Annotated in this window: 17 protein-coding genes; 10 read left to right on the forward strand and 7 right to left on the reverse strand. The window is 70.2% G+C overall.

Going from position 1 to position 17614, the window contains the following annotated elements; all coding sequences use genetic code 11:
• Window positions 1-3: 3 nt before the first annotated feature.
• From OL599_RS04880 to OL599_RS04925, 10 genes are all read left to right on the forward strand, one after another.
• Complete coding sequence (locus tag OL599_RS04880; protein ID WP_264712523.1) at window positions 4-597, forward strand: DUF6931 family protein; 594 nt, start codon at window positions 4-6, stop codon at window positions 595-597.
• Window position 598: 1 nt separating this feature from the next.
• Window positions 599-889, forward strand: coding sequence for a PAAR domain-containing protein (locus OL599_RS04885; protein WP_264712524.1), 291 nt, complete (start codon window positions 599-601; stop codon window positions 887-889).
• Between the two features lie 3 nt (window positions 890-892).
• Window positions 893-2401: a type VI secretion system-associated FHA domain protein TagH gene (gene tagH / locus OL599_RS04890; protein ID WP_264712525.1), complete on the forward strand. Its 1509-nt coding sequence runs from the start codon at window positions 893-895 to the stop codon at window positions 2399-2401.
• Entirely contained in the window at window positions 2398-2868 is a 471-nt protein-coding gene (tssJ, locus tag OL599_RS04895) for a type VI secretion system lipoprotein TssJ (RefSeq protein WP_264712526.1), read from the forward strand. The genes tagH and tssJ overlap by 4 nt, the downstream gene beginning before the upstream one ends.
• 76 nt (window positions 2869-2944) lie before the next feature.
• Window positions 2945-4273: a type VI secretion system baseplate subunit TssK gene (tssK, locus tag OL599_RS04900; protein WP_264712527.1), complete on the forward strand. Its 1329-nt coding sequence runs from the start codon at window positions 2945-2947 to the stop codon at window positions 4271-4273.
• Window positions 4274-4309: 36 nt separating this feature from the next.
• Complete coding sequence (tssL, locus tag OL599_RS04905) at window positions 4310-5650, forward strand: type VI secretion system protein TssL, long form (RefSeq protein WP_264712528.1); 1341 nt, start codon at window positions 4310-4312, stop codon at window positions 5648-5650.
• A 15-nt stretch (window positions 5651-5665) separates the two neighbouring features.
• Window positions 5666-9214, forward strand: coding sequence for a type VI secretion system membrane subunit TssM (tssM, locus tag OL599_RS04910; RefSeq protein WP_264712529.1), 3549 nt, complete (start codon window positions 5666-5668; stop codon window positions 9212-9214).
• The gene (gene tagF, locus OL599_RS04915; protein ID WP_264712530.1) at window positions 9199-9825 is read left to right on the forward strand and encodes a type VI secretion system-associated protein TagF; all 627 of its coding nucleotides are present in this window, start codon (window positions 9199-9201) and stop codon (window positions 9823-9825) included. Before tssM ends, tagF begins: the two co-directional genes overlap by 16 nt.
• Window positions 9822-10556, forward strand: coding sequence for a PP2C family protein-serine/threonine phosphatase (locus tag OL599_RS04920; protein WP_264712531.1), 735 nt, complete (start codon window positions 9822-9824; stop codon window positions 10554-10556). The genes tagF and OL599_RS04920 overlap by 4 nt, the downstream gene beginning before the upstream one ends.
• Before the next feature lie 82 nt (window positions 10557-10638).
• Window positions 10639-11742, forward strand: coding sequence for an acyltransferase family protein (locus OL599_RS04925; RefSeq protein ID WP_264712532.1), 1104 nt, complete (start codon window positions 10639-10641; stop codon window positions 11740-11742).
• Between the two features lies 1 nt (window position 11743).
• On the opposite strand, the gene soxA is transcribed toward OL599_RS04925, so the two are convergent.
• From soxA to OL599_RS04960, 7 genes are all read right to left on the reverse strand, one after another.
• The gene (gene soxA, locus OL599_RS04930) at window positions 11744-12502 is read right to left on the reverse strand and encodes a sulfur oxidation c-type cytochrome SoxA (RefSeq protein WP_264712533.1); all 759 of its coding nucleotides are present in this window, start codon (window positions 12500-12502) and stop codon (window positions 11744-11746) included.
• A complete protein-coding gene (gene soxZ, locus OL599_RS04935) occupies window positions 12499-12819 on the reverse strand; it encodes a thiosulfate oxidation carrier complex protein SoxZ (protein ID WP_264712534.1) in 321 nt (106 codons plus the stop codon). The genes soxA and soxZ overlap by 4 nt, the downstream gene beginning before the upstream one ends.
• A gap of 10 nt (window positions 12820-12829) precedes the next feature.
• Complete coding sequence (locus tag OL599_RS04940) at window positions 12830-13300, reverse strand: thiosulfate oxidation carrier protein SoxY (protein ID WP_264712536.1); 471 nt, start codon at window positions 13298-13300, stop codon at window positions 12830-12832.
• Window positions 13297-13731 carry a sulfur oxidation c-type cytochrome SoxX gene (gene soxX, locus OL599_RS04945; RefSeq protein ID WP_264712537.1) on the reverse strand — a complete coding sequence of 145 codons (435 nt, stop codon included), beginning with the start codon at window positions 13729-13731 and terminating at the stop codon, window positions 13297-13299. The genes OL599_RS04940 and soxX overlap by 4 nt, the downstream gene beginning before the upstream one ends.
• A 109-nt stretch (window positions 13732-13840) precedes the next feature.
• Window positions 13841-15088: an NAD(P)/FAD-dependent oxidoreductase gene (locus tag OL599_RS04950; RefSeq protein ID WP_264712538.1), complete on the reverse strand. Its 1248-nt coding sequence runs from the start codon at window positions 15086-15088 to the stop codon at window positions 13841-13843.
• Window positions 15089-15117: 29 nt separating this feature from the next.
• Window positions 15118-15414 (reverse strand): c-type cytochrome, encoded by a 297-nt coding sequence (locus OL599_RS04955; protein ID WP_264712539.1) that lies wholly within the window; start codon window positions 15412-15414, stop codon window positions 15118-15120.
• The gene (locus tag OL599_RS04960; RefSeq protein WP_264712540.1) at window positions 15411-17606 is read right to left on the reverse strand and encodes a xanthine dehydrogenase family protein molybdopterin-binding subunit; all 2196 of its coding nucleotides are present in this window, start codon (window positions 17604-17606) and stop codon (window positions 15411-15413) included. The genes OL599_RS04955 and OL599_RS04960 overlap by 4 nt, the downstream gene beginning before the upstream one ends.
• Window positions 17607-17614 lie beyond the last annotated feature (8 nt).

A 17614-nucleotide genomic window follows, 5' to 3' on the forward strand; every position in this document is an offset into this window, starting at 1 on the left:
GCCATGGCACAGATGCAACTCATGAAGATGCAGGCAGCCAGGATCGACGACGTGCTGGCGCGGCTCGACCTGCCGGCGCCGACATCGGCTTTGCTGGCCGGGTGCGAGGACGCCGCCGCGGCCTTCGTGGCGCTGGAGGCGAAGGGGCTGCTGGCCGATGCCTCGAAATGGGCCGCGCACGCCCTGCCGAAGCGCGAGGCGGTGTGGTGGGCGTGCATGTGCACCCGGCACACCGCGCCCGCCGACCAGCCCGCGGCCGAGCGCGGCCTGGTCCAGGCAGCCGAGCAGTGGGTTCGCAAGCCCACCGACGAGAACCGCCGCGCCGCCTTCGCGCTGGCCCAGGAGGCCGGCTTCACCACGCCCGAGGCATGGGCCGCCGTGGCTGCGTTCTGGAGTGGCGAGTCGATGTCGCCACTCGGCCAGCCGGTCGTTCCCCCACCGCCAGACGCCGCCGGCCGCGCGGTGGCCGGTGCCGTTGCCTTGGCGGCCGTGCGCATCCACCCGGAGCGCCACGCCGACCGCCTGACGAAGTTCCTGCAAAGCGCCCGCGACATCGCCGGCGGTGGACCGGGGCATATCGGACCGGAGGAACCTTGAGATGGGACAGCCCGCTGCCCGCATCACCGACATGCATGTCTGCCCGATGGTCACCGGCATCGTTCCGCATGTCGGCGGCCCCATCCTGCCGCCTGGCGCCGTGACCGTGCTTACCGGTGGGATGCCGCAGGCCTGCGTCGGCGACATGGCCGTCTGCGTCGGCCCACCCGACGTGATCGCGCTGGGCTCGTTCACGGTGCTCGCGGGTGGTCGTCCGGCGGCGCGCATGGGCGATACCACCGCACATGGCGGCACCATCATCCTCGGGTGCCCGCTGGTGCTGATCGGCTGAACCATGACGCTCACCCTTAATGTCCTGCGCTGTCCCGACGCCGTGCCGCCGGAGACGCGCACCGTGCGCGGCGGCGAGTTCAGCATCGGCCGCGGCGCCGACAACGACTGGGTGCTGCCCGACCCTGAGCGGCATTTGTCCAAGCGGCATTGCATGCTGGCCTTCCGGTCCGGCCAATGGCAACTCGCGGATACCAGCACCAACGGCACCTTCCTCAACCGCGATCTCGATCCGGTCGGCCAGGGCACGCCGCGCGACCTGCGCGACGGCGACCGGCTGCGCCTCGGCGCCTACGAGATCGAGGTCCGCATCGAAGAGGAGCCCATGCAGGCCGGCGGCTTCGGCCAGCCAAGCGCGTTCGGCCAGGCGCCCGGACGGGCGGGCGGGCCGCGCGACACGCTTGGTGATCCGTTCGGCGACGACCCGTTCAAGGCCCCTGCTCCGCCGCGCACCGGCAACCCGTTCCACGAGGAGCCCCTGCACGGCCCTGGCGGCGACCCGTTCGGCGGCGGCATCGGCCCCGCGCCGGTGGCGCTGCCACCGGATTTCGACCCATTGGCGCCGGGCCTCGACATGCCGTTGGGGGCGCCGACGCAGCCGGACCATACGCCCGCCTTTTCCGATGCGTTCCAACCGCCCCGCCCGGCGGCGGCGCTGATCCCGGATGACTGGGATCTTGGCATCGGGCCTGCCGCTCCACCGCCGCAACCCGCCGCCCCTGTCATCGCCCCCCCGATGCCGCCGCCGCTGGCTCCGCCGCCGATCGCGGCCCCGCCCACGCCACCGGCCGCAGGCCCCCCGGTCGATTTCGACGCCCCCTCGCCTTTCGACGAGCCGACACCGTTGCCACCGGCCGTGCCTGTCGCGGCACCGGCACCGACCGCGACTCCGGTTCCGACAGCCGCCCCTGCGGCGCCGCAGCATGCCGGCCTGATGGCGGCGTTCCTGCGCGGCGTGGAGATGCCCGATGTCGAAGTCGGCGACGCCGCAGCCAAGATGGAGGCGCTCGGCGCCGCTTTCCGCGCGCTTGTCGGCGGGCTGCGCCGGGTTCTGATCGCGCGTGCCGCGATCAAGGGCGAGTTCCGCATCGAGCAGACGATGATCCGTGCGCGCGGCAACAACCCGCTGAAGTTCTCCACCGGCGACGACGATGCGCTGGCGGCCCTGCTGGGCGCCGGCCGCCGTTCGGACATGGCGCCCGCGGCCGCAGTGGCCGATGCGCTGCGCGACATCCGCCTGCACGAGCTGGCCTCGATGGTGGCGATGCAAAGTGCCGTGCGCGCGCTGCTGGCTCGCTTCGACCCCGCCGCCTTGCGCGCCGCCGCCGACCAGCAGGGCGGCATCAGCCTGCCGGGGGCCCGCAAGGGGCGCGCCTGGGACGAATTCGAGAAGCTGCACGCCAGCACCACCCAGGCGCTGACCGACGATTTCGACAGCGTCTTCGGCAAGGCGTTCGCTCGTGCCTACGAACAGGCGCTCGACGAAGCCGCAGCGAAGGAGAAAGACACGTGATCACCCGCCGCCTGCTGTTCACCCTGCCAGCCGCGCTGACATTGCCGGCGGCGCTTCCGGGCTGCGCCGGGGCACCGCCACCGCCCGCCGTGCTGAACCTCACGATGCAGGGCGGCGCGGATCAGAACCCTGACCCGGTCGGCAAACCCGCCTCGGTCGCCGTGCGTGTCTTCCAGCTCGCCGCCACGGCGAAGTTCGAACGCGCCGACGTGTTCGCCCTGATCGAGCGCGAGGCCACCACCCTCGGCACCGATGGCCTTGGCTCCGAGGAATTCGTGCTCGCGCCCGGCGAAACCCGCAAGATCGAGCGCGAGCTGAAGAAAGGCGTGCAGTTCATCGGCGCCATCGCGCTGTTTCGCGACATCGACCGCGCGAAATGGCGTCAGATCGCCCCGGCCCCATCCTCCGGCCCGGTGAACCTGATGCTGAAGACGGCCGGCATTACCGCCACTCTCGCCGCGGCATGACCATGCTGCTACGATTACGCATCGATGGTTTGCGCCTGGGGGTAAGGCCCGTGTTTTCGTCGAGGACGGTGCTGGCATGACATGGACGAACCGGGTCGTCTGGCAGGAAGGCATGTTCCTGCGCGCCCAGCACTTCCAGCAGCAGGACCGTTGGCAGGAAGCGCAGCTGCGCAGCCGCACCGCCGCCCTGCGCCCCTATCCCTGGGGCATCACGGAAATGCTCATCGACCGCGACCTGCTGGGCACCGGCCGGTTCGCGCTGGCCTCGGCGGCAGGCGTGTTCGAGGACGGCACGCCGTTCAGCATTCCCGGTGAGGCCGACCACCCCGCCCCGCTCGATCTGCCGGACAGCGCGCGCAACACGCTGGTCTATCTCGCCGCCCCCATCCGCCAGGCCGGCGCCGCCGAGGTGGTGACTGGCGCCGACACGGAAGGCCGCTATGGACTGCGCGAATTCGAAGCCTACGACACGCATTCCGACAGCCCGACCCCGGCCGGCCTGCAGGTCGGCCGGCTGCGGCTGCGCTACATGCTGGAAAGCGACGATCGCGCCGGCTATCTGTGCCTGGGCGTCGCCCGCGTCACCGAGGTCGCCGCCGACAAGCGGGTGACACTGGACGAGCGCTGGGTGCCGCCCAGCCTCGTGTGCTCCGCGGCACCGCCGCTCGCCGGCCTCATCACCGAGCTGTCGGGCATGCTGAACCAGCGCGGCGAGGCGCTGGCCGCGCGGCTGACGGCGCCGGGTGCGCGGGGGGTGGCCGAGGTGGCCGATTTCCTGCTGCTGCAATCCGTCAACCGCTGGCAGAAGCTGCTGTCGCACTGGGCGGATTCCGGCAATGTCCACCCCGAGGACCTGTATTCCACCCTGGTGCAGATGGCCGGCGAGTTCGCCACCTTCACCGAAACCACCCGCCGCCCCAACACCTATCCCGCCTATCGCCACGACGACCTGCAGCGCAGCTACGCGCCAGTGGTGGCCGATCTGCGCCGGTCCCTGTCCGCCGTCATCGAGCAGACCGCCATCGCGGTGCCGCTGCAGGAGCGGCAGTACGGCGTCCGCGTCGGCCCGATCACCGATCGCGGGATTCTTCGCGGCTCCAACTTCGTGCTGTCGGTGCGCGCGGACATGCCGACCGAGAACCTGCGCCGGCTGTTCCCGTCGCAGGTGAAGATCGGCGCGGTGGAACAGATCCGCGAGCTGGTGAATGTCGCGCTGCCGGGCATTGCCGTGCGGCCGCTGCCGGTGGCGCCACGGCAGATTCCGTTCTACGCCGGCGCTTCCTACTTCGAACTCGATCGCAACAGCCCGCATTGGCAGCAGATGCAGTCCTCGGGCGGGTTCGCGATTCATGTGTCGGGAGAGTTCCCGAACCTGCAGATGGAATTGTGGGCGATCCGGGGCTAAGCCACGGATGCGCCAGCCGATAAAGGATCCGGACAGATGAGCGACAATCCTTTCTCGGAGCCCGATGACAGCGACCGGACGGTCATCCGCCCGGCTCCGGGGGGACGTCGGCCTGCAGCACCTGCCCCGACGCCCTCGGCGCCGCCGCCCGCCACGGCGGCGCCGGTCACCGGCGGCGCCGAGACCATCGAGCTCGGACTCTCGCCGCTGACGGCGGCGGCGGCGCCGCTGCTGCAATTGCTGGCGCGGCTGCGAAACACGCTGAGCCAGCCTGATTCCGGCGATCTGCGCGAACGCTCCGTGCGCGAGCTGCGCCATTTCGAGCAGGCGGCACGCACCGCGCAGATCCCGATGGAGCAGCTGCGCCCGGCGCATTACGCCCTGTGCGCCAGCCTGGACGACGTGGTGCTGAACACGCCCTGGGGCAGCCAGGGCGCCTGGGCGGTGAATTCGCTGGTGTCGACCTTCCACCAGGAAGTGCGCAGCGGCGAGCGCTTCTTCGACCTGCTCGGCCAGATGAAGCAGAGTCCCGGCACGTTCCTGCCGGTGCTGGAGCTGATGTATCTGTGCCTGTCGCTCGGCCTGCAGGGCCGCTACCGCCTGTCGCCGCGCGGCATGGGCGAGCTCGACAAGATCCGCGAGGACCTCTACGCGCTGATCGTCCGCCAGCGCCAGGCCGCCGAGCCCGACCTGTCCATCCACTGGCAGGGCGTACAGGCGCCCTACAAGCCGTCGCGCGGGTCGGTGCCGATCTGGGTCGGCGGCGTCCTGGCGCTGGCGGTGATCGCGGCGCTGTTCGCGTATTTCTCGACGTCGCTGAACGGCGCCTCGGACGCGCTGTTCGCGCGCATGCTGGCAACGCCGCCTGCGTTGATGCCACAGATCGCGCGCGTGGCCCCGGTGCAGCCCCCGCCCGCACCACCGGCACCGCCCGAGCCCGGCACGCTCGACAAGCTGCGCACCTTCCTGAAACCCGAAATCGACCAGGGCCTGGTGACCGTTGTCGGCACGGAGGCCACACCGCTGGTGCGCATCAAGGGCCGCGGCATGTTCGGGTCCGGCAGCGCCACGCTGGAACCCCGCTTCGTCCCGCTGCTGCAGCGCATCGCCGCTGCATTGAACGACGAGCAAGGCAGCGTCCTGGTCACCGGGCATACCGACAACCAGCCGATCAATTCGGTGAAGTTCCCATCGAACTATCACCTGTCGGCGGCGCGCGCGAACGCGGCGAAGGCGGTGATCGCACAGGGGCTGAAGGATCCGTCGCGCATCACCGCCGAGGGCCGCGCCGACGGCGAGCCGCTGGCAACGAACGCGACGCCGGAGGGCCGGGAAGAAAACCGGCGCATTGAAGTGATGCTGCGGCGACAGGGTTGAGGGACGAGAAGAACGATGAAGGCAGTGATCGGTTTCTTCGCGTCGCGCTGGTTCCTCACCTTCATCGGTGTGGCCTTGCTGGCGGTGCTGGTCTGGTATTTCGGCCCGCTGCTGGACGCGCTGGAATCGTGGATCGTGCGGCTTGCGATCATTCTCGCGATGCTGCTGGTCTGGTTCGGCGTGAATCTCTGGCTGCATCTGCGCCGCAGCAAGCGCGAGACGGCACTGGAGCGCGGCGTGGCCGAGGCCAGCCAGGATCCGTCCGCGGCCGCCTCAGCCGAAGAAGTGGCGGCGCTGGGCGACAAGCTCACTCGGGCGCTGGCGCTGCTGAAGAAGGCCCGCGGCACCAGCGGCTGGCTGTATGAGCAGCCCTGGTACGTCATCATCGGCCCGCCGGGCGCGGGCAAGACCACGGCGCTGCTGAATGCCGGGCTGAAATTCCCGCTCGCCGCTGAAATGGGGCAAGCCGCGGTCGCCGGCGTCGGCGGCACGCGCATGTGCGAATGGTGGTTCACCGAGGACGCGGTCCTGATCGACACCGCCGGGCGCTACACCACCCGCGATTCCGACGAAGCGGTGGATCGCGCGGGCTGGGAGGGCTTCCTCGACCTGCTGAAGCGTACCCGCGAGCGTCAGCCGCTGAACGGCGTGCTGGTCGCGATCGCGCTGTCCGACATCGCCCAGGCGCCACAGTCCGAGCGCCTTGCCCACGCGCGCGCCATCCGCAAGCGGATCAAGGAACTCAGCGAGCGCCTCGGCGTGCGGGTGCCGGTCTATGCGCTGCTGACCAAGGCCGATCTGCTCGCCGGGTTTACCGAATTCTTCGACGACCTGGACCGCGAGAAGCGCGCCCAGGTGTGGGGGACGACCTTCCCGCTCTCGCAGGGCGAGGCCGGCCCGGTCGCCGCCTTCACCGCCGAATTCCGCCTGCTGATCGAGCGCCTCAACACCCGGCTGCTCGACCGCCTGCAGGCCGAGCGCAGCCCGGAGCGCCGGGCGATGATCGCCGGCTTCCCCGCCCAGGTCGCCAGCCTGGAGCAGCCGCTGGCGGAGTTCCTGCAGGAGGCGTTCGGCGGCTCGCGCCTCGATCCGGCGCCGTTCCTGCGCGGCGTGTACATGACATCCGGCACGCAGGAAGGCACGCCGATCGACCGGCTGACCGGCGCGCTCGCCCGGGCCTTCGGCGTGGACCAGCGCCGTGCGCCCAGCCTGCGCCCGGAACAGGGTCGCAGCTATTTCCTGGGGCGCCTGCTGAAAGACGTGGTGTTCGGCGAGGCCATGCTGGTCTCCGCCCCGCCAGCCGCCAGACGCCGGCGCGTGCTGATGCGCAGCGGCGCCTTCGCCCTGCTGGCGCTGGCGACGCTCGGCATCGGCGGCGCGCTGTGGCACAGCCGCAGCGCGAACGAGGCGGCGATCGCCGAAGCCGACAAGGCGATCACCGCCTATACGCAGACCGCCAGCAGCCTGCCGCTCGATCCCGTGCGCGACGCCGAGCTGCCGCCGATCGTGCCGCTGCTGGACCAGGCGCGCGATCTGCCCTTCGGCGCCGCCCGCCAGGCACAGGACAATGCGCGGACCGGCGGGCTCGGCCTGTCGCAGGCGGACAAATTGTCGGCGGGATCGCGCCTCGTCTACCGCCACGCGCTGGAGCGGGTGCTGTTGCCGCGGCTGGTGCTGCGCCTGGAAGCGCAAATGCGCGGCGCGTTGAACCGGCCGGACTTCCTGTACGAGGCCACGCGCGTCTATCTCATGCTCGGCGGCGCCGGGCCGCTCGATAAGGACCTCGTGCGCGCCTGGATGGCGCTGGACTGGCAACGCAGCTATCCCGGCGCTCCGGCGACGCCGTTGCGCGACGACCTCGCCCAGCATCTCGGCGCGCTTCTGGCCGAGCCGCTGCCGGCGGTGTCGCTGGACGGCGCGCTGGTCGAGGATGCGCGCCGCGTGCTCAGCCGCGTGCCGTTGGCCCAGCGTGTCTATGCCCGCATCAGCCAGTCCTCGGCCGCCCAGCGTATCCCCCCGTGGCGGCCCGGCGATGCTGCGGGCACGTCCGGCGCGCGCGTGTTCGTCCGCGGTTCGGGCAAGCCGCTCACCGATCCGATCCCCGGCTTCTACACAGTCGAGGGCTTCCACCGTGTGCTGCTGCCGGCCCTGGCCAACGTCGCCAAGGAGGTGGCTGCCGAGAGCTGGGTGCTGGGCACCCGGACCGAGCTGGACCCCGCCGGCCCGCAATTGCGCGGGCTCGAGCGCGACGTGATCGGCCTCTATACGAAAGACTACGCCGCACAGTGGGACGCGCTGCTGGACGACCTCAACATCAAGCCATCCGGCAGCATCGCCCAGGCGGTGCAGGACTTGTACATCCTGTCCTCACCGCAATCGCCGATGCGCGACCTGCTGGGCGGTATCGCCAAGCAACTCACCCTGTCGGTGCCGCCGCCTCCGCCGCCCGGCGCACAAGGCGCCGCCCAGGCTGCCGCGGCAGCAGCGACGGCGGCGGCCCAGGCCGCCACGAGCAGCGCCGCCCAGCGGCTGCAAAGCCTGGTCGGCGGCGCCGATGCCGGCCCGCCGCCGCCGCCGCCGGGCAAGGAGATCGACGACCGCTACCAGGCCGTGCGCGACTTCCTCGGCAGTGGTCCCGGCGCACCGATCGACAACGTGCTGAAGCTGATGAACGACCTGCAGCAGCAACTGCAGAAGATGGCCTCGGCCGCATCCGGCGGCGCGCCGCCCGTGGGCACCGGCGAGGACCCGGCGCAACTGCTGCTGGCCGAAGCCGGCCGCCAACCCATGCCGGTGGCCCGCTGGCTGCGCACGATCGCCGTTGCCGGCACCGCCTTGCGGGGTGGTGGCGCCAAGCAGCAGGCCGCGGCCGCATTCAACGGCAGCGGCGGCCCGGCGCAGCTGTGCAAGCAGGCGGTCGACGGCCGCTACCCGTTCCGGGCCGGTGCGCAGAACGAGATCCCGATGGGCGATTTCTCCCGGCTGTTCGCGCCGGGCGGGCTGCTTGACGGGTTCTTCAACACGCAGTTGCGGCCTTATGTCGACATGGCGCCGCGCACGTGGGTGGCGAAGGCGGTGGACGGCGTGCCGGCGCCCATCTCGCAGGGCGACCTCGCCCAGTTCCAGCGCGCGGCCGTGATCCGTGACCTGTTCTTCGCCAGCGGCGGTACCGCGCCCTCGGTGCGGTTCGACATCACCCCGGTGCGCCTGGACAACGGTGCGCGGCAGGTGACGCTCGACATGGACGGAGTCACCGTCTCCTACGCCAACGGCCCGACGCGCTCGACGCAGATCACCTGGCCCGGACCGAACGGCATGAACAATGTCCGCCTGGTGTTCGACCCACCGCCGACCGGCAGCGCGCCGGTGCTGCAGGCCTCCGGCCCCTGGGCGCTGTTCCGGCTGTTCGGCCAGGGCACGCTGCGCCCGGGCCCCAGCCCGGAACGCTTCACGCTGGCGTTCAAGCAGGGCGAGCGGGAGGCGGAGTTCGACATCCGCGTGGGATCGGTGTTCAACCCGTTCATTCCCGGCATGCTGCAGGATTTCCGGTGCCCGAACCTGTAGCCAGCAACCCGGTCGGGCTCTGCGGCTTCTACGGCAAGTTGCCGGCGCGCGGCGATTTCGTGCGCGCCGGCCTGCCGCGCAGCTTCACCGACCCCTGGGACGACTGGCTGCAGGCCGCCATCGCTGCCAGCCGCGCGGCGCTGGGCGAGGACTGGCTGCCCTCCTGGATGGAGGCGCCGATCTGGCGCTTCGCCCTGCCCGGCGGCAGTTGCGGGGACCTCGCCGTGCTGGGCCTGTGGATGCCCAGCATCGATCGCGCCGGACGGCATTTCCCGCTGACGCTGGCGCTGCTGGCCCCTGGCGCCTCGGCGCACGATCTGGCCGGCCGGGGCACCTTGTGGCTGGATGCCGCCGAGCAGGCCGGGCTCGATGCGCTGGAGCATGTCATCGCCCCGGAAGAGCTGACCGCGCGCCTCGACGCGGCACCGCTGCCCGATGGCCTGGCGCCGGGGTCCCAAAGCAATTCGGCGTTGTGGTGGACGGCCGGCTCCCCATTCGTGCCACCATCAAGTCTCCGCCTGCGCGGTTTGCCGGATCCCGCGCAGTTCGCGACCATGATCCGGGATCCTGACGGCAACCCGGCGCACAACGGATGCGTGGAGGCGTCATGACCATGGATCGGTTCCGTTCCTGGGCCACGACACATGTGGGCACCGTGCGAACGCACAACGAAGACGCCTACGTGAACCGCCCGGATCTCGGGCTGTGGGCCGTGGCGGACGGTGCCGGCGGCCATGCGCGCGGCGAGGTCGCCTCGCGCATGATCGTGGACGCGCTGGAGGGGATCCCCGTTGGCCTGTCGGCCGGGGAGATCCTGGCGGAAGTGCGCAACCGCATGCAGGCAACCCATGCAGCCCTGCGCGACGCCGCAGCCAGCGGGGACGCGCGCGACATCAGCGCCTCGACCGTTGTCATCCTGATTGCGCGGGACGACCATTTCGCCTGCCTGTGGGCGGGCGATTCGCGCGGCTATCTGCTGCGCAACGGCCAGATGATGCAGATCACCAAGGACCACAGCCTAGTGCAGGAACTGGTCGATGCCGGCGCCATCTCGGCCGCCGACGCCGAGAACCATCCGCGCGCCAACGTCATCACCCGTGCGGTCGGCGCTGAGTCCGACATCGCGGAACTGGACAAGGTCACCAGCCGGCTGACGCCCGGCGACCGCTTCCTGCTGTGCAGCGACGGGCTGTGCAAGACGCTCGATGAGGCCGAGATCGCCCACCTGCTGGCAACCCCGGCCGAGGCCGAACCCAGCGAGCGGCTGGTTGACGCCGCGCTCGCGCATAACGTGCGCGACAACGTCACCGCGGTGGCGATCGAGGTTCTTGCCGCAGCCTGACCGACTGCGCCGCTTACGCAACGGTTCCTGACGGCGTACGCTTTCCCGGCGACTCGATGCGGCGCCGCGGAGGGGCCGGTTCATGCGCATCAAGGCACTGGACTCCCTGCGCGGAATCGCCGCCCTCGTGGTGGTGCTGTATCATTGCTGGCTGTCGCTCGACCTGCCGACGGCCGCAGCCATACGAGGCGTCCTCGCCGCTACCCCGCTGCGGCCGATCTTCGGCGGGCGCCCGGCCGTGATCTTCTTCTTCGTGCTCAGCGGCTATGTGCTGGCGCTGGGATTCACGCGCGACATCGGCCATGGCTACATCGCCTATTACGCCCGGCGTTTCTGCCGCATCTGGCTGCCCTTTGCGGCGTCCATCCTGCTGTCGGCCGCGCTCTATCTGGTGGTCGCGCCGCAGCCCATTCCGGCGCTGAGCCCATGGTTCAACAGCGATCCCTGGGGCATCGCGCCGGACGGCATATCCATCCTGCGGCACCTGCTCATGCTCGGCGACGCCGGGTCGACCAGGCTCAATCCGGTGATGTGGAGCCTGGTCTACGAAATGCGGCTGTCGCTGCTGTTTCCGTTGCTGTTCCTGATCGGCCGGGCGCCGGTGCGGATCCTGGTGCCCTGCATGCTGGCATTCCAGTTCGCAGTCGATCTCACGATGTGGCGGAGTGGCCTGCCGATGATCCCATTTCATGGGGAGACCGTCGTCGCGGCCGTGCTGACCACGCTGCATTTCGCCAATTGCTTCCTGGCCGGCATCCTGGTCGCCCGGCATGCGGCGGTGCTGACCACGGCGGCGCGCCTCTCGCCTCGCCGCCGCGCCGCCCTGTGGATTGCCGCCCTGGCGCTGCTGATGCCGTCGCGCGATCTCGTCTGCACGCCCGGCGCGACCCTGCTGATCGTGCTCGCGACCAGTGCCACCACCGCGCGCGCATGGCTGGAGGCGCCGCCGCTGGTCTGGCTTGGCCGCGTCTCCTACAGCCTGTACCTCCTGCACATCCCGGTGCTGATGGTCCTCACCCACACGTTGCACGACCTGCTGCCCGTTGGCCTCGTGCTGGCGTTGGTGGTGCCCGTGGCGCTGGCAGCCGCCGCAGTGATGCATCGATTCGTGGAACAGCCGGCCATCGCGCTGGGCCGCGGCTTCGCGGGCCTTGGCGCCAGGGCCGGCACCGCTCCGATGCCGTAGGTCAGGGCCGCACCGCGGGCGTTTCGACATTCAGCCCGTTCGCGCGCCAGGCGAGATAAAGCTCAAGATCAACCAGCTCCGGCGCGTCCGGTGCGAACGGCTCGGCGCGGACACCCACCATGCAGTTGCGGATGCGCCGGAACAGCGAGCCCATGCCCTGCCATTCCAGCCGGTACAGCGGATAGCCGTTGGCCTGCCCCTGGGGGATGGGGCTGCCGGCGAGCAGCTTCCCTGCAAGCGCGTCGTGACACTGGCTGCAGGCCAGGTTGAGCTGCCCTTGGCGCGTCATGTAGATCTCGCGCCCGACCTCGAAGAACGGGCGCACCGGGCCGTCGGCCACCACCGCCACCGGCAAACCGCGGGACTGCAACCCCACGAAGGCCGTGATCGCCAGCAGCGCGTCGCTCTCCTGCACCAGTGCCGGCGCACCCTGCCGTTCGGTGCGGCACTGGTTGATCCGCTGCTCCAGTGTCAGCGGACGGCCGAGCCGGGCGTCATAGGCGGGATAGCGCGCCGCCACGCCCCGCAGGGACGACGCGGCGCCGTGGCATTCCGCACAGCTCCGGCCCGCGCTGCCCACCCGCTCGCGCCACATCGCCTCGCCCTGCTGCACCCACAGGAAGCCGGGATTGGCGGTGTCGTCGTCCTGCATGGCGCGGGTCTCGGGACTGGCATCCTCGTAGCCGGAGCGCTTGTCCTGCGCGTGCGCGCCCAGCGGCAGCAGCAACGCGACCACGGCCAGGATGCCAGCCCGGGTCATTCGACAGTGATGGCCACGCTTTCCGACTGCACGCTGCCGTGGTCGTCGGTCCAGCGCAGCTCGATCGTGCCGCTATCCACGGCCACTGCCGAGAAGGACAGGAACGGGTTCGCGGCGATCGCTGGGAACAGCTCGGCGCGGAACACCTCCTCGCCGCTATAGGTGCAGACGAAGCTGTTGATGATGTCGCGCGGGATGATCCGGCCCAGGTTGTCGCGGCGCTGGCCGCTTTCCATGGGGTGCGCGATCAGCACCTTGATGTCGAAGACCTCGCCCCGCTTCACCTGCCTGGGCACATTGATCAGCGTGCGCGCCATGCCCCCTCTCCTATTCCAGGCATGCGGCCAGGGTGACCAGCAGCTCGACGCTGTCGGTCCAGCACGATCCGTCCGCCAGCTTCGCCACCGCAATGACCGTCTGCGACGTCGCCAGGCGGATGCGGGTGGACACGCGCGGCCGGCCGCTGCGCGGGCCGAAATGGAAATGCGCGACATTCGGCAGCGGGTTTCCCTCGGCGAAGACATGCAGGCTCAGCACCCGCTCCGCCGGCGGCAGCACCTCGGCGACACCCACGGTCATGGTCACGGAATTTCCGTTCTCTACCAGCAACGGCAAGTCGAGCTTCACCCTCCCGGGTTGCAGCGGCGCCCCGCTGGCGAGATCCTTGATCAACGCCGCCACCTCCACCGGCGTTGCGCTCGCCGGGCGCCAGGGCGCCGGCATGAGCGCGATCCCCGCGGCGCCCACCGAAGTCACCAGGAAGCGCCGGCGGCCCAGCGCAAGCGCATCGGCGGTCATGGCGCGCGCAGGGTGGCCAGGAAGGCGACCACGTCCTCGATCTGCCCGGCATCCAGCACCGGCCGCCCGGCCCAGGCGCCGCCCACCCGGTTTCGCCCCGCGACGACGTAATAGGACGGCATCACCGTGTCCGGGTTCAGCCGCGCGGCATCGACCACCCGAAGCCGGATCTGCGCCGGCGTCAGCCGGCTGCCCACGCCGCGCAGGTCGGGGCCGATATTGCCCTGGAACCGCTCCTCGGGGATCGGGGCCATGTGGCACAGCAGGCACATGCCGACCTGCCGGTTCGCCACCACCTGCCGGCCGCGCACGGCATCGCCCGGCTGGCCAGTCAGCGGGGCCGCAATGCCGTCGCCCGCGACGTTATAGGCCAGCAACGGCACGGGCGCCGCCGCAGCGGACCCGATGGCGAGCGCCCCGCCCAGCATCATCACCCCGCTAGGGCATGTCCGTCTCAGACGAACATGCTCTAGCGCATATCTCGCGAGCAATTTCATCGGCATGGAATCGCTGCGCGATTCCATCTGCGCCGATATTGCTCTAGCCGAAGATTTCGGTCGTGATCGTCTTGAACCAGGCATCGGCGTATTCCGCCTCCAGGGCCCGCTCATGCGCCGGCGCGTTGAGCGGGCTGGTGCCGCCGGCTCCGTCGATATCGGTCAACTGCCCGTTCACCGGGCGATACACGCCGGCGATCGAAATGCCGTAGCCCGGCGCGACGAGGCTATAGCAGGTGTTGATCAGCCGCGGCTCGGACGGCACGCCCCCGCCCAGCAACCGTGCCACCGCCAGCGCACAGATCTTCGCCTGGGCGTCGGCGGCGAAGGCCGATTTCGGCATGGCGCCGGCGATGGCGGCATCGCCGATGACATGGATGCCCGGCTGCAGCCGCGATTCGAAGGTCACGGCATCCACCGGGCACCAGCCCGTGCGGTCGGCCACCCCGGCCAGCATCGCGATCCGCCCGGCCTGCTGCGGCGGGATGACATTGGCGACGTCGGCCTTGTGCGACCCGAAATCGGTCTCGAACGTGTTGGTCTCGGGATCGACGCGGTTGACCTTGCCGCCATCGGACAGCGACACCCATTCCAGCATCCCCGGATACAGCTCCGCCCAGGCGGCCATGAACAGCTTTTGCTTCGAGAACACGTCCTTCGCATCCAGCAGGATCAGCTTGGAGCGCGGCTTCTGGGTTTTCAGGTACCAGGCGATCAGGCTCGCCCGCTCGTACGGCCCAGGCGGGCAACGAAACGGATTCTCGGGCGCGGACATCACCACGACGCCGCCATCCGGCATCGCCTCGAGCTGGCGGCGCAGCAGCAGCGTCTGCGCGCCCGCCTTCCAGGCATGCGGCATGCGTTCGGCGGCCTGCTCGCCATAGCCGGGCAGCCCGTTCCAGTTGATGTCGATGCCCGGCGACATCACCAGACGGTCGTACGAAAGGGTCGTGCCGTTGCCCAATGTCACGCGGCGCGCCGCCGGGTCCACTGCCGTCGCCGCCTGCTGCACCACCTCGACGCCCGTTGCGGCGACGGCCTGATAGCCGAAGCGCTGGGCGCCAATGTCGCGCAGCCCGGCGATGACGACATTGCTGAACGGGCAGGCCGTGAACACCGGGTTCGGCTCGACCAGCGTGACGGCGATGCGCGGATCCGCCCGGCGCAGCGCGCGCGCCACACTGGCACCGCCGAAGCCGCCGCCGATCACCACCACCTGCGCCGCGGCCTGGGCCCGCGCGCCGCACGACAGGAACGGCAATGCCAGCAGTGCCGCCGTGCCGGCAAGCACGCGCCGGCGCCCGCTGTTGCTGGCGTGCCTTATTGGCGTCCCGCGTACCATATCGCGATCGCCCGGATTTCGTCGTGCGAGAACCCCTTCATCAGCCGGTCCATCACGGTCGCCGGAAGCTCCCCGCTGCGATAGGCTTCCAGTATCTTCACCAGCTCGTCGGCATTCCGTCCGACAATCGGCGGCACCGATGTCAGCGAGGCGTTGGTGGTCGCGTGGCAGCCGGAACAGTTGGTCGCCCCCAGCGGCGGCTCCTCGGCGCGCGCCCCTACGGATGCGGCGGCGGCGCAGGCAGCCAGCAGCAGGACAACCCGCCAGCGGATCATGTACGCTTCAGGTCGTGATGCGTCAGCGGCAGCGTGCGGATTCGCTTGCCCGTGGCAGCGAAGATGGCATTCAGCACGGCCGGCCCGACCACGGCGATGGTCGGTTCGCCGACGCCGCCCCAGAACCCGCCGGACGGCATGACGACGGTTTCGACCTGCGGCATGTCCGCCATCCGCGCCACTTGGTAGGTGTCGAAATTGCCCTCCACGACACGGCCGTTCTCGATCGTGCACTCGCTGTAGAGCAAGGGGCCGAGGCCGAAGCCGAACGAGCCCTCCACCTGGGCAGCGATCAGCGCGGGATTGACCGCGTGGCCACAATCCGTGGCCGCGACCATGCGGTGGATCTTCAACGCACCCTGATCGGACACCGACACCTCGGCGACCGCGGCGGTGTAGCTGCCATAGCTGTTGAACTGGCAGATGCCGCGATGCACGCCAGCAGGCAACGGCGTGCCCCACCCCGCCTTTTCCGCCACCGCGTTCAGCACGGCGAGGTGCTTCGGATTCCGGCCCATGATCGACCGGCGGAACGCCAGCGGGTCCTTGCCGGCGGCATGGGCCAGCTCGTCGATGAAGCACTCAAGATAGATGGCGTTCTGGTTCGCGTTCACGCCGCGCCAGAAGCCGACGGGAACATGCGTGTTGCGCACGGCATGATCCACCAGGAGATTCGGCACGGCCATGTAGCCCAGCTCCCCCTCGAGCAGGCCCTGGAACATGTTCTTGTCGATGCCGTCCACCATGCGCGAGGGCGCGAGATAGGCCAGGATGGACTGGCCGGAGAGGCGCAGATGCAGCGCGACCAGGTTGCCATCGGCATCCAGGCCGCCGGTCAGCTTGCATTGCGTGACCGGCCGGTAGAAATCGTGCTGCGTGTCTTCTTCGCGCGACCAGATCAGCTTGACCGGGCGGCCGGGCACCTGCTTGGCGATGAGCACCGCCTGGCGCACGTAATCCTGCTGCCCGCGCCGGCCGAACCCGCCGCCGAGATGCAGCTTGTTCACCTTCACCGCCGACAACGGCAGCCCCGCCGCCTCCGCCGCCGCGGCCAGTGACGCGTCGCCATTCTGCGTCGGCACCCAGATCTCGACCTTGTCGCCGGTGAACCGCGCCGTGCAGTTCATCGGCTCCATCGTGGCATGGCTGAGGAACGGCGTGCCGTACACCGCCTCGACCGTCTTCGCGGCGCCCGCCAGCGCCGCCGCCACATCGCCTTTTCGCTGGCCGAGCGCGGCGTCCTTGGCGTCGAGCCCTTCCTGCAGGAAGCTCGCGATCGAGGCGCTGGAGACCTTGGCGTTCGGGCCTTCGTCCCAGGTAATGGACAACGCCGCCAGCGCCGTCTTCGCCTGCCACCATTTGTCGGCGACCACCGCGACGGTCGCTTCGTCGACGGTGACGACCTGGCGGACGCCCGGCATTCCCTTGACCTTGTCGGCGTCGAAGCGGACCAGCTTGCCGCCGAACACCGGACATTGCGCGATGGCCGCGCTCAGCATGTCCGGCAGCATCACGTCGATGGCGAAGACCTGCTTGCCCGTCAGCTTGTCGGCGGTGTCCAGGCGCTTCACGCCCTTGCCGATGATCTTCCACTCAGCGGGCTTCTTCACCGCGACATCGGCCGGCGGCGGAAGCTGTGCCGCGGCCGCCGCCAGCTCGCCATAGCGAAGTTTGCGGCCTGACGGCGTGTGGGTGACGACGCTGTCCGCCGCGGTGCATTCGCCCGCCGGCACGCCCCAGCGCTGCGCCGCGGCGGCGATCAGCATGGCCCGCGCGGTGGCCCCGCCCTTGCGCACGTAATCGACGGAAGCGCGGATTCCGCGGCTGCCGCCGGTCGACATGTCGCCCCAGACCCGCTTGTTGGCGAGGTTGACCTCCGGGGCGACGTATTCGGCGCGCACCTTGCTCCAGTCGGCATCGAGCTCGTCGGCAACGAGCTGGGCGAGGCCGGTCAACGTCCCCTGCCCCATTTCCGACCGGGCGATGCGGACGGTGACGGTGTCGTCGGGCGCGATGACTGTCCAGACGCCCACCTCGGCCCCGCCGCCGGTGGGCGCCGTCGTGTGCATCACGTCCTGCGCCATGGCCGGGCTTGCGCCCCAGGGCACCAACCAGCCCAGCGCGAGACCGCCCCCCGCCGCGGATGCCGAGACGACGAAGCGGCGCCGGTTCATCTGCATGGTGCTGCTCATGGCGATGC

It is taken from the genome of Limobrevibacterium gyesilva (genome assembly GCF_025989185.1).
GTDB lineage: Bacteria > Pseudomonadota > Alphaproteobacteria > Acetobacterales > Acetobacteraceae > Limobrevibacterium > Limobrevibacterium gyesilva.

What these genes read in the sequence shown, in the direction of transcription:
- OL599_RS04880 (WP_264712523.1), top strand. Translation starts at nt 4, where the DNA reads ATGGCACAGATGCAACTCATGAAGATGCAGGCAGCCAGGATCGACGAC.
- OL599_RS04885 (WP_264712524.1), top strand. Translation starts at nt 599, where the DNA reads ATGGGACAGCCCGCTGCCCGCATCACCGACATGCATGTCTGCCCGATG.
- tagH (WP_264712525.1), top strand. Translation starts at nt 893, where the DNA reads ATGACGCTCACCCTTAATGTCCTGCGCTGTCCCGACGCCGTGCCGCCG.
- tssK (WP_264712527.1), top strand. Translation starts at nt 2,945, where the DNA reads ATGACATGGACGAACCGGGTCGTCTGGCAGGAAGGCATGTTCCTGCGC.
- tssL (WP_264712528.1), top strand. Translation starts at nt 4,310, where the DNA reads ATGAGCGACAATCCTTTCTCGGAGCCCGATGACAGCGACCGGACGGTC.
- tssM (WP_264712529.1), top strand. Translation starts at nt 5,666, where the DNA reads ATGAAGGCAGTGATCGGTTTCTTCGCGTCGCGCTGGTTCCTCACCTTC.
- OL599_RS04920 (WP_264712531.1), top strand. Translation starts at nt 9,822, where the DNA reads ATGACCATGGATCGGTTCCGTTCCTGGGCCACGACACATGTGGGCACC.
- OL599_RS04925 (WP_264712532.1), top strand. Translation starts at nt 10,639, where the DNA reads ATGCGCATCAAGGCACTGGACTCCCTGCGCGGAATCGCCGCCCTCGTG.
- soxA (WP_264712533.1), bottom strand. Translation starts at nt 12,502, where the DNA reads ATGACCCGGGCTGGCATCCTGGCCGTGGTCGCGTTGCTGCTGCCGCTG.
- soxZ (WP_264712534.1), bottom strand. Translation starts at nt 12,819, where the DNA reads ATGGCGCGCACGCTGATCAATGTGCCCAGGCAGGTGAAGCGGGGCGAG.
- OL599_RS04940 (WP_264712536.1), bottom strand. Translation starts at nt 13,300, where the DNA reads ATGACCGCCGATGCGCTTGCGCTGGGCCGCCGGCGCTTCCTGGTGACT.
- soxX (WP_264712537.1), bottom strand. Translation starts at nt 13,731, where the DNA reads ATGATGCTGGGCGGGGCGCTCGCCATCGGGTCCGCTGCGGCGGCGCCC.
- OL599_RS04955 (WP_264712539.1), bottom strand. Translation starts at nt 15,414, where the DNA reads ATGATCCGCTGGCGGGTTGTCCTGCTGCTGGCTGCCTGCGCCGCCGCC.
- OL599_RS04960 (WP_264712540.1), bottom strand. Translation starts at nt 17,606, where the DNA reads ATGAGCAGCACCATGCAGATGAACCGGCGCCGCTTCGTCGTCTCGGCA.